This is a genomic window from Caloramator sp., from assembly GCF_020054765.1.
GTDB lineage: Bacteria > Bacillota > Clostridia > Clostridiales > Caloramatoraceae > Thermobrachium > Thermobrachium proteoclasticum.
Genome location: NZ_JAIHAO010000061.1, coordinates 1 through 11387 on the forward strand (window position 1 = coordinate 1; position 11387 = coordinate 11387).

Annotated in this window: 10 protein-coding genes and 1 pseudogene; all 11 read right to left on the minus strand. The window is 28.1% G+C overall.

Going from position 1 to position 11387, the window contains the following annotated elements; all coding sequences use genetic code 11:
- Positions 1 to 906: pseudogene (locus JG776_RS11790) on the minus strand (hypothetical protein); the annotation flags it as partial.
- Positions 907 to 1036: 130 nt separating this feature from the next.
- Positions 1037 to 2149 carry a glycosyltransferase family 4 protein gene (locus JG776_RS11795; protein WP_094549481.1) on the minus strand — a complete coding sequence of 371 codons (1113 nt, stop codon included), beginning with the start codon at positions 2147 to 2149 and terminating at the stop codon, positions 1037 to 1039.
- A 1-nt stretch (position 2150) separates the two neighbouring features.
- Entirely contained in the window at positions 2151 to 3107 is a 957-nt protein-coding gene (locus tag JG776_RS11800; RefSeq protein WP_094549483.1) for a radical SAM protein, read from the minus strand.
- The gene (locus JG776_RS11805) at positions 3108 to 4265 is read right to left on the minus strand and encodes a glycosyltransferase (RefSeq protein ID WP_291967751.1); all 1158 of its coding nucleotides are present in this window, start codon (positions 4263 to 4265) and stop codon (positions 3108 to 3110) included.
- Between the two features lie 38 nt (positions 4266 to 4303).
- On the minus strand, positions 4304 to 5494 hold the full coding sequence (locus tag JG776_RS11810; protein WP_291967753.1) for a glycosyltransferase: 1191 nt from the start codon (positions 5492 to 5494) through the stop codon (positions 4304 to 4306).
- Positions 5495 to 5654: 160 nt separating this feature from the next.
- Positions 5655 to 6011, minus strand: a complete 357-nt coding sequence (locus JG776_RS12455) for a class I SAM-dependent methyltransferase (RefSeq protein WP_366934211.1) — start codon at positions 6009 to 6011, stop codon at positions 5655 to 5657.
- On the minus strand, positions 5981 to 6157 hold the full coding sequence (locus JG776_RS11815) for a hypothetical protein (protein WP_291967754.1): 177 nt from the start codon (positions 6155 to 6157) through the stop codon (positions 5981 to 5983). Before JG776_RS11815 ends, JG776_RS12455 begins: the two co-directional genes overlap by 31 nt.
- 24 nt (positions 6158 to 6181) lie before the next feature.
- Positions 6182 to 7051: a glycosyltransferase family 2 protein gene (locus JG776_RS11820; protein WP_291967756.1), complete on the minus strand. Its 870-nt coding sequence runs from the start codon at positions 7049 to 7051 to the stop codon at positions 6182 to 6184.
- Entirely contained in the window at positions 7041 to 8213 is a 1173-nt protein-coding gene (locus tag JG776_RS11825; RefSeq protein WP_291967758.1) for a glycosyltransferase family 4 protein, read from the minus strand. Before JG776_RS11825 ends, JG776_RS11820 begins: the two co-directional genes overlap by 11 nt.
- Complete coding sequence (locus tag JG776_RS11830) at positions 8191 to 9627, minus strand: O-antigen ligase family protein (protein ID WP_291967760.1); 1437 nt, start codon at positions 9625 to 9627, stop codon at positions 8191 to 8193. The genes JG776_RS11825 and JG776_RS11830 overlap by 23 nt, the downstream gene beginning before the upstream one ends.
- Positions 9628 to 9676: 49 nt before the next feature.
- Complete coding sequence (locus JG776_RS11835) at positions 9677 to 11227, minus strand: lipid II flippase MurJ (RefSeq protein WP_094549496.1); 1551 nt, start codon at positions 11225 to 11227, stop codon at positions 9677 to 9679.
- Positions 11228 to 11387: the final 160 nt, after the last annotated feature.

An 11387-nucleotide genomic window follows, 5' to 3' on the forward strand; every position in this document is an offset into this window, starting at 1 on the left:
GGCAGGCGCTACAAAAATAAACACAATAGCCGTAATTATAATTCCCACAAGCCCTCCGGCAATATCCAAGAGCCTTTTTAAAAACAACTGCCATTCATCTAATGAAACTGTATGGAAAGTAACTACAGGCAACTCTCCAATCGTACCAATTTTAGTTTTTGCTATTTTAAAATCAAATAAGTCTACAATCATATTCATTGTAATTCCCATTGCTTCACATTCAAGTACATAAGGTTCTATCTTGTTAAATGAATCTTTTGGTATTGCTAATACAACTTCATCTATTACATACTTTCTTATAATAGATATGATATTATTAATATTTCCAAGTACATTTAATTCTTTGTTATATTCATCCTTATCATTTACTTTTACATACCCAATAATGTCAATTAATAGATTTGAATTATCTTCAACATACCGAGTAAACTGATGTGCAAGCAAATCAGTTCCTACAATCAATATTCTTTTATGATTTCTTTTTGTCTTATTGGCATAATGGAAAACAATTTTGATACCTAGTCGTTCAATAGCTAAAAGAATAAAATTCACTACCGCAAAAATCCCATAAAATAGTCTACTGAAGCTATTGTCTTTCATAAAATAGAAAATTGCTGCAATTGTAATTACCGCAAGTGCTATAGAAGAAAATAATTTTAAAAAAATAGAGAAAAAAGATTCTTTATTTTTTAACTCATAATTACCAAAAATATAAAGACAAATTGGCCAGAGAGATAGCATCACCCAAAGAACCCACAGGTATTGATTCAATGTTCCTATTCTGCTATAGTTTTTAGCAAACCAATGATTCCTTAGATAATATGCTAGAAAAAATGACATACCTGTAAGTATGATATCTATAAGAATTGTAATTCTTTTAATAAAACTTAATGTCCCCCTATCCATCAGTTATCCTCCACTTTTACATTTTAGCCCCTTTTTATATATAGTTATTTTTATATATATTTTTACGGTTTTTACAACAAATTTACGTAAAAATTAGTTGAGAGTTTAAATTATTTATATTTATAAATATTTAGAAAACCTCTTTTAAGATTTTCATGTATAGTTGTTCAGTCTGCTTACTAATGGAGTCCCAATTATATTTTGTCAAAACATATTCCTCTACTAATTTTCTTTTTTTATAAACTTCATCAGGATTATTAACCAAAAAAGATAAAATCTGAGATAAGTTTACATAGTTCTTGTTCTCGAATGTAAAGCCTTTATCCTCTATTACCTCTAGGTTTTCATCAATATTGCTTACAATAGAACATTGTCCATAACTCAGAGCTTCTAATAAACTTATTGGTAGCCCCTCTATTTCAGAGGGCAAAACATATACATATGCATTTGTAAATAATTCACTTAATTCTTGTCCTTGAACATGACCTGTAAAAATAATATTTTTATTATTACCTGCCAAACTTTTTAACTTTTGCTCATAGTCGCTTGAATGACTGCTGCCCCCTGCAATGACTAATTTCTTATTAGTTAATATTTTATTATAAGCTTGTAGCAGGTAATGTACACCTTTTTCTGGAACTAACCTTGCCAAAAAAAGAATATATCCATCTTTTTGTAATCCGTATTTATTTTTTATTATTTCAGGTTCTTTCTTTAGTGGCGTATTTACACCGTTAGGTATAAATTGACTGTCTCTCTTATACTTATCATAAAGATATTTTTTCAAAGTATTAGATACAACTATAGTTTCATGCGGTATCTTACAAGCTGCTATTTCTCCCAACTTCAAATACATTTTAGCAAACTTTCCCCACTTCTCTCTTTTCCAATCCAATCCGTGAATAGTACACACAACCTTGCGAGCAAATATTCTAGGAATAAAGCTCATAGTAGAGGGACCAATAGCATGATAATGAATAATATCAAACTCTTTAAACAAGCTATGTACTGAGGATATAAAAGTATGAGTTATTGCGTCCAGATGTTTACTATTTATAGTAGGTAGCGGTATCAATTTCATACCTTTGTATTCTTTTAAACTCACATCAGTATAATGCGGTCTCGTATAAATATAAACTTCATGCCCCATACCTGCCAAACGTTTTCCTATCTCTTCTACATGAATCTCTATTCCACCAGCTCTAGAAGAAACACCTTTTTGTCCAATCATTGCTATCTTCATACTAATCACAGATCTCCTTTCGCCATTTATTTCTTAAAATCCACCTTATTGGAAGCAAAATAGATTTTTTCATGGCAGGAGCTGCACTACCAACCATCCAACAGTTTTTAGTACAGTTTTTAACAGCTTCTCGGACTTCTTTAGCTTCTTCACCATTCCAGATTTCATCAAATGTTTTCTCTTTAATATTGCCCATTGACATATCCATACCATTGCATGGTTTAATATTACCAAATGGATCCATAAAAAACACATCAGTTCCCATCTCACATGGGAGGAATCTGTTATTTCCTCTAATGTAATTTACTAATCCTTCATTAAAGTACGCCCTAAACCACTCTTTAGGATTTTTGCTCCTTAACATCCTCTGCTCCAATTTTCTAAATTCTTGAATTACCATTTCCTTATCTTCAATTTTGTTATCAAATTTATGAAAATAATATGAATTATGAACTGTAGCAGTTGCAAATTCCAGCCCCATCATTTCTGCTAATGTATAGAGTTCATTTAAATCCTTTGCATTTCTATCCGATACCGTTATTCCAAATCCAATATCTTTTAAACCCAATTCATGAAGTTTAAGAAGTGTTCTTAATCCATGGTCAAATCCATCTTTTATTCCTCTTAAATCATCATTTGAACTAGGTAATCCCTCAATGCTAACTCTAACTCCTATATTCGGATACTTTTTTGCTACATCAACTATCCTTTCTGTAAAATATCCATTTGTACTAACAACAAGTCTTTTTGTTTTCTTCAAAACAATAGCAATTACGTCCTCTATATCTTTTCTTAGAAAAGGCTCTCCTCCTGTAATATTTGCAAATTTTAAACTTGAAGGTATTTTTTCTATGTCTTGTGCAGTTATTTCCTCTTCACTTTTACTTGGAAATTGCCATGTATTACACATATAACACTTTGCATTACATTTATAAGTAACAGCTATTAAAGCTTCCATTTACCTGCCCTCTTTTCTATGAATTGCTTCATTGTATATGTTCATAATCTTATCATAATATAGGTCTATAGAAAATCGTCTTACTTTCTCTCTACACTTAAATGAAAATTGATTCAAAATATCTCTATTATTATATAAATATTTAATTTTTTCAAGCAAGTCTAAATCATTCCCAGGTTGAAATAATAATCCATCAACACCATCCTCTATAAGTTCAGGAATACCTCCTATTTTTGCACCTATAACAGGAATACCTAAGGCTTGCGATAAACTATCTTGAATAAGTTTTGTCAATTCCTCTCCACACTTAAATCCTACATATTCAAGGTTAGGGTGCTTTGTAAGTTCAACTTCTAATGGTCCTCCACCAGCAACAATAAATTTAATATTTTTTAATTTATCTATTGTTTTCAAGAGTGTATTAATCCCTTTTTCGCGAGATAGTCTACCAAAATAAAGCACATGGTCTTTTTTATTTACTTGTTTATTTCCAGGTATCTTTCCTATAAAATTATGCAATACTTTAATCTTGTCTCTGTCTACGCCAAATTCTATTATTTTATCAGCAATAAACTGACTTGGACAAATAAACGTATTAACATAGTCATAGGTTTTTAGCTTATAATATAAAAATCCTTCAAATGCACCAAGTATACTTCTTACTATTGATCCATGTATGCATTTTGTTTTAATACAATTTATATACTTCCTACCTTTACATTTTTCACAAATCTCACCAGTCTGGAAGTTATATAGTGAATGCGCAGGGCACACGATAGCAGGGTCATGAATTGTCTGGACTACAGGAATACCATATTTTCTAAATTCATAAATTATTGAAGGAGTTATTTGAAAATTGTAATTATTTAAATGAACTACATCAGGTTTAAATCTTTCAATTACCTGCTTTACTTTTATTCTTGCCTCTCGTGAATAAATAATCTTAAAAGGATAAACTAAGTGTTTTATAGACCTCTTATGAAAGTCCATATTATTTACTAATAATTCAGGATCTGTATCTACAATATTTCTTTCATCAAACATTCCAAAAAATTCAACTTCATTTCCCTGCTTCATTAAATAGTCAGACAATTGAAACATATAAGTTTCACTTCCTCCATTAGGATAAAGAAACTTATTTACCATCAAAATCTTCATAGTATTCACCTTTTTCTAACAATAAATAAAAATATATATTATCTATGCATAGCTATAGCTTCTGCAAAAACTTTCCGATAAAAAGGTAACTGAGTAACCCAAGATAGCTCTTTCTCTGCAAACTTTCTTGCCTTCTTCTTTAATTCATTGTAATCCTGTAAAGGCATGTCAATTAGCACGTCAATTAATTTACTAATTTCTCCGACATTTTTAGGATTAACAATAAAACACGCATCCTGCTCACTTACAGGTATATACTGTTCATATCCTTTAATGCCTACAATACAAGGAATTCCAGATGCAATGCTTTCCGCAAGTACAGTAGTAAAAGCAGGCGGATTAGTCATATTAGGAATTACTATCAAATCAATTTTACTATATTGAAGTGGCATATCTTTATTGCTTATATGACCCATCAATTTTAAATTCTGAGGAATACGCGGTATCAACTTTTCTCTCTCAAATTCACTAGTAAACTCTCCTATCGCCGTAAAGCCTAACTGCTTATTTTTAATATATCGGCAAGCTATGTCTATGAATGTATCAAACCCTTTATTTTCTGCTAATCTACCAACATACCCAATATTAAATATTTTTTTATTTGTACTTCTTTCAGTAAATACAAATTTATCTAAATCAATAGGCTTTGGCTTTACTATAATTTTATTAGGATCAAGATTATATTTGTTAATTAGTCTTTCTTTGCCTCCATTACTATAAGTTATAATTTTTGATACATTGTTTGCTACAATTTTTTCTATCCACCTAAAAGCCATCATTCTTCCACCATCAGCACAATCTATCCATACAACAGGAATATTAAATAACTTACTGGCTATAAAGTTTAAATAACTTCTAGGAGTTAGTGTTGTGTAATTTGATTCGAAAATAATATCCGGTTTTATCTTTTTAACTTTAGAAATATATCCTATAGGAATTTGAAAAAAATTCGTAGACTCTACCTTTTTGAAATAAATTATTTTTTTATATAATCGAATCGAACTATAAAAAACAAACTTAAGGTTTTCTGGTATATATCCTAATATCTTTTCTACATTATTAATTTGAAAGTATTTTTGATTAAACAGCTTTTCATCAGCATAGCTATTAATCTTAGGACAAAGAAATATATACTCATCATTATACTTTTTACTTAAAAGATAACCTAATATTAGGTCTTTATGTCCTCTATATAATTCAATAAATTCGTGTGAATCAAGTATTCTCATAGCAACTCCTTTTTCAAAATAACACTAATATTAATTTTTTTATATGCTACTATTTGACATGAACTGCTCAGCAAGCTTGGATACAGATTATGAAGTCTTCCAAACCGCCCAAAACCAAACCTTTAACTATTATAAAAATTATACTTTCGCAATAGTTTTTCTAACACAGAAAAGAAGTAGTAGGAAATATGTCTAAAAGCAGTTTAATCCTATTTTTTATATAGGCTACATTAGGTGTGTTAATGACTATTCTACCTCCTGGTTTTAAAATCCTATTGATTTCAATCATCGCCCTAAATATATCTGGTATATGTTCAATTGTATCTGATATCAAGACACAGTCTAAAAAATTGTCATTTAACTCTTCGATATACTCTTGAATATTGCGATTTAATATTAAATGTTTATATGCTTTAAGTGCTCGTTTTGCATGCTCTACCCTGGAACTTGCAAGTTCAATTCCATAAAGTTTTTTATACCTATGCCTTAGATTATAAAGGACTGTCCCATTCCGCATCCAATATCTAATACACTATTTCCACTTCCTGCACAAAACAAAATACCTTCATATCTATTAGTAGACCACTTTCTTATACACAGATCAACTTTTCCTGAACTTTCATTTTCATATATTATTTTTGAGCAAGTAGTCTCCAAACTCATCATGTTTGCCACCTTTATCATTTATTATCTATCTCTAATATTTGACTTTAGCTGCTTCCTTTTGAGAAGAGTTTGCTTTGAAACTGGTGTTCTTTTACGTAAAGATTGTATGATAACATTTATTAATATAACGCAGTCAAAAACAAAAAATAAATTATTATTTTTTAGCGAATCATATATATATATGATTGTTTTTCCAATTGTTTGTAAAAGAGCAATATGGATGGGATAGTATTTCCATGCTACCCTAATATCATTAAAAAACTGTCTCTTTATAATTTTTTTTCTATTTCTCTGTTCATGTGACGCTTTATGAAAGATAATTGCTTGTGGAAAATATAAAATGTCATAACCATACTCTAGCGCACGTAAAGCAAGATCACTCTCCTCTGCTTGTCCAAAAAAATCGTTTGGATATAGGCCAACTTTATCAAATACTTCTTTTTTAAAAGCACTTGCCCCTCCAGAAAACAAATGAGTGTATCTCTCTTTATCAGATATATCTACATAAAATTTGCTAGGATCTTCTATAATTTTCGCCTGTACTATTCCAAGCTTCTCTTCCGCAGTAATTCTAGTAACTATCTTGTTTAAACTGTGTGGCTCAATAATTGCATCATTATCCAGAAAAAATAAAATCTCCCCTGAGGAATTTACTATACCTACATTTCTTCCCTCTGGACATCCTAAGTTATGAGGTAAGTGTATTAATTTTACTTCTGGATAAGTCTTTTTTATTGCTTGTGGGGTTCCATCTGTAGAAGCATTATCTACAACTATTATTTCAATGTTTTTATAGGACTGTTTGTAAATTGAATCTATACATTCTAAAGTATCTTCTTTTCTATTCCATGTTAGAATAATCACACTAACTAGAGGATCATTAATATTCATTTTTGAGCACTCCCATATAAATTTTTTCTATTTTTTTTACATTTATTTCAGCACTAAACATATCTTTTACTTTAATTGCTGCATTTTCTATAAGCTTTTGCTTTAACTGCTGATTTCTTATCAACTTTAACATTGATTGTGTAAGTGCTTCTACATTCCCTGGTGGTACTAATAACCCATTAACTCCATCTTCTATTATTTCAGGTACTCCACCTACAGTAGTCGCAATAACAGGTTTATTTGCAGCCATTGCCTCAACAACTGCTATCCCGAAACCTTCATACAATGAGGGCAGTACAAATACATCTGAATAATGTAATATATTAGGTATATCTTTTCTTTCTTCAAGAAAAACTACTTTTTCTGATATGCATAATTCACTACATAAATCCCTCACCTGTTCTAATAGTGGGCCACCACCTACTAGTAACAAGATATAGTCATCTACTTTGTATTCTGTAATAAGCTTATAGAAGGCTTTAATTAAATAAATATGTCCTTTTTCTTCATAAAATCTTGCAATTGTTAAAACGACTTTCTTAGCGCTATCAATATTTAACTTAGCTTTGTGGGCATATTTAAATTTATCATAATCAATAAAGTTATATACAAGTCTTATATCTTTTTTAAGAAACTCAAAATTTTTTAGATAATAATGTTTAACTGCCTTAGAAATTGCAATATTAACCGTAGGTTTTACTTTTAAGGAAAAATACTCTATATACTTTTTAATCTTATCTTTTAAGGCTGTACTCTCTAGCCAGGGGTCAGTACTATGAATTGTGGTTACAATCCGAGTCTTCAAGCCAAAAGTTGCAAAGCGTGCAATAATACTCGACTCGTATAAGTGTGTATGAACAATATCATATTTTTCTTCTTTAACAAGTTTTCTTAATTTCTTAATACAATATACCATTATTTTGATATCACTAATTTTAAAAGGTGGCGCTTTAAAATCATAAATTTTTATATTCATGTTTTCTATTTCTTGTTTGAGAGGTTCACTCCGTCTAAGACAGCAGACATCTACTTGAAATCTTTTTCTATCTAAGTGTTTTAATGTAGTCACTAATAAATTCTCTGCTCCCCCTAAGCCTAAAGAATTTATTAAATACAATATTTTTGCTCCATTTGATAATTCAGCTTGCATCTTTTCGTTCATTCCCTTCAATATCTAACACAGTATCCCCTCTAGATAAACCAAGCAAAAACATGAAAAAACCTAAGAAGCTTGCAAATGAAGAAACTACAGAAAACGTTTCCTGGGTTATTAAAGTAATTAGTATTCCTGTATAGGCAAATATTAGACAATAATTATATTTTTTTAGTAATGGAATTGTACTTTTTTTATAATTCTTCAAAATATACATATATATTTTGATAAGCAAAATTATAAAGGATATCAATCCTATAATGCCTGTTTCACCAAGTACTGTTAAGAAATTATTATGTGCTCCCCAGCCACCGGTTGTAGGATATAAAAAATATCTAAAACCCATAAAACCTACTCCAAAAAATAATTGTAATAAACTATCAGGATAGTACTGAAAAAATTTATACCAAATAATGAATCTACTTCCTAAAGTAGTACTACTTATATCTCTTGAAAAAATCTTATTAATGTATAAAAATAAGTTGCTATTCTGTAACAATATATATATATATATAATAGTAATTGGAAGAAGAAATATAATATATTTTCTATATTTTTTATTAGACATAATAAATAAGAATAACGAAATTATAAATACTCCAATGGCTGCCATGGAATACGAATAAATGATTATTACTATAAATAATATAATGCTAGATAAATAACATATTTTTACTAAAAAGTTTTTGCTACTTTCAAAAAGTGCTAAAGTAACAAAAATTACTATCATCATATATATACCTAGATAAGCATAGTGAAAAGATAAATATCCTGTAATACCGCTTGTATACTGATCTCCGGTAATATTTTTGCCTATTCTAGCATATTCGTAAGTATAGGCAGCTAATATTGAATATTTTTGTAATAAGCCTATTATTGAAGTAAATAAACCTGAAATCCATACAATTTTTAAATAATTTTTAATATCTTTATCTTCTATAAAAGTCTGCACGAATATAAATATGGAAAAATATTGACTAATTTTAAAAACATGATAAATAGCATATTTTATTGCTGTAACATCATTATATTGAAATACACTTGCTAAAGACATAATTATAGCAAATACATAAAACACTATGGGATAGAAAAGTTTATTTTTCCTTAAAACAATTTTTCTTGTAAGCATCTTTAATAAAAAAGATATTAGAACTATAAAATAAAAAATATCATCTAAACGTATAAAAATACTTGGACCAAAATTTGTTTTAATAATAGGAATAGTAAAACAAAAAGAAAAAAGTAATGCATGTAAAATATATCTTATATCTAATGTTATCAAGAAAATAAAACTTAAGCTAACTACCAATGCAATTCCAATTTTAATATTTAGTAAAGATAATATTACTGCAATTAATCCAAAAATTAAGAAAGAAAATTGCATTTTATTCTTTTTTACATACAAACTAAAATGATTAAACATGAAACTCCTTGTCACCTTTCATTAGTGGATAACCCATTTCAAATTTATATTATTTACTTTTTGTTGAATAATTTGACATTATATTACTAATAAATTTGTTTGCATATCCATAAATTATTAATGAACACATCTCTTTTTTACAAACATTAATAATAAAAAATGCTAACCAGCATAATCCAGTAGTTAAAAAAAGAACTATTGCTTTAAGATAATAAGATGTTAAATCAATGTTATTAAAAATATATAGTTTTGCTATTAAGATTAAAATTAAAAAAATTACTGATGACCAGATAATTTTTTCAATATTTAAAATATTAAATGATGATTTACTAAAACATTTAAAGTATTTTTTGATAAGATAAATTGTTCCTAATAATGTTGAAAGAACAGTTGCAACCGCTAACCCGAAAATTCCAAAAATTTTAACAAAAATATAATTACCAATTATATTTCCAATCAACATTATTAACTCAAGATGTAAAATAATTTTATTGATGCCTTTAGAAAAAAACATTTGAAGCATTATTGAATTAATACATGACAACAACAAAGTAGGTACATAAATCATCAATACTTTTGAAGTTTTTATTGTATCATCTATATTAAAAGAACCTCTCATATACAGTATAGCAACTATTTCTTTACTAAATATAAAAATTACTATGCAAATAGGCAATACTAACCATATAATAATATTCAAAAACTTACTTAAATGTATATTTTCTTGATTATTCTTTTCATGAATCATACTTGACATTATAGGAAATATAGCTGTTAAAATAGGTTCAATAATAAAAGATTTTGGCAAATACAATATTCTAAAGGCATAATCAATTATAGAAACACTCCCTTCAGCCAAAGATATTCCAAAGAATTTGTCAACAACCAAGTTTAAGTTTCCAACTAGTGAAGCAAATATTGTTACTGAAAAACCATTACTTAACAATTTAAAATATTCTATATTAAAAAAATTACTAATTCTTAATCCACTGAATAATAAACTTATAAATAAGATTATAAATTGAATTATTGCCCCTGCAATAGTTGAATAAATTAACGCATTAATACCATAACGTCCACTAAATAAAAACATTCCTATCAATATTGTTAAGCTATTTATAAATGCAGCCATAGAATATAAAAAATGTTTTGTCTGGGCTATATAGTATATTTGGATAATATTTGACAAAGTTATAAAAACTATGATAATTGATAGTATTCTAAGCATATTAGCTACAAGATATTTATCCCCGTCTATACTATTAATCATTATAATATTAACAATAAAATTGCTAAAAAATATACATATTAGACTTATTACTGCTGACACTATTAAAAATACAAATATCAATGAGCTTATGGCTTTTTGTTGTTGTACATTTTCATATTTTGTAAAATATGGTATCAATACATTTCTGATAGATAAAATACTTGAAGTAATTATTGTTGGAATTAAAAGAGCTATTAAATAATAATCATTAGCTTTAGATGTACCATACTGCTCCGCTCTTATACTTTGTACTACAAAATTTAAAGCTCTATTTAGAACTGTGAACATAGACAGTACAAATACAGATATTGATATTTTTTTTAAAGTCAAAAAAATTCCTCCTAGAATTATTCAGTACAACAAAATATACTATTAATATTTAAAGTAAAAGTCAGTATTGTTGCATAAAATTTTTTAGCAAAAATCAACGGTAATAAATACCTGTTGGTAAAATGAAAACTCCTTGTTAATATTAGTGGTGGTATCCAAC

Excerpts from the sequence above, each read along its gene's own strand:
- JG776_RS11795 (WP_094549481.1), bottom strand. The coding sequence starts at position 2,149 with ATGAAGATAGCAATGATTGGACAAAAAGGTGTTTCTTCTAGAGCTGGT.
- JG776_RS11800 (WP_094549483.1), bottom strand. The coding sequence starts at position 3,107 with ATGGAAGCTTTAATAGCTGTTACTTATAAATGTAATGCAAAGTGTTAT.
- JG776_RS11805 (WP_291967751.1), bottom strand. The coding sequence starts at position 4,265 with ATGAAGATTTTGATGGTAAATAAGTTTCTTTATCCTAATGGAGGAAGT.
- JG776_RS11810 (WP_291967753.1), bottom strand. The coding sequence starts at position 5,494 with ATGAGAATACTTGATTCACACGAATTTATTGAATTATATAGAGGACAT.
- JG776_RS12455 (WP_366934211.1), bottom strand. The coding sequence starts at position 6,011 with ATGCGGAATGGGACAGTCCTTTATAATCTAAGGCATAGGTATAAAAAA.
- JG776_RS11815 (WP_291967754.1), bottom strand. The coding sequence starts at position 6,157 with ATGAGTTTGGAGACTACTTGCTCAAAAATAATATATGAAAATGAAAGT.
- JG776_RS11820 (WP_291967756.1), bottom strand. The coding sequence starts at position 7,051 with ATGAATATTAATGATCCTCTAGTTAGTGTGATTATTCTAACATGGAAT.
- JG776_RS11825 (WP_291967758.1), bottom strand. The coding sequence starts at position 8,213 with ATGAACGAAAAGATGCAAGCTGAATTATCAAATGGAGCAAAAATATTG.
- JG776_RS11830 (WP_291967760.1), bottom strand. The coding sequence starts at position 9,627 with ATGTTTAATCATTTTAGTTTGTATGTAAAAAAGAATAAAATGCAATTT.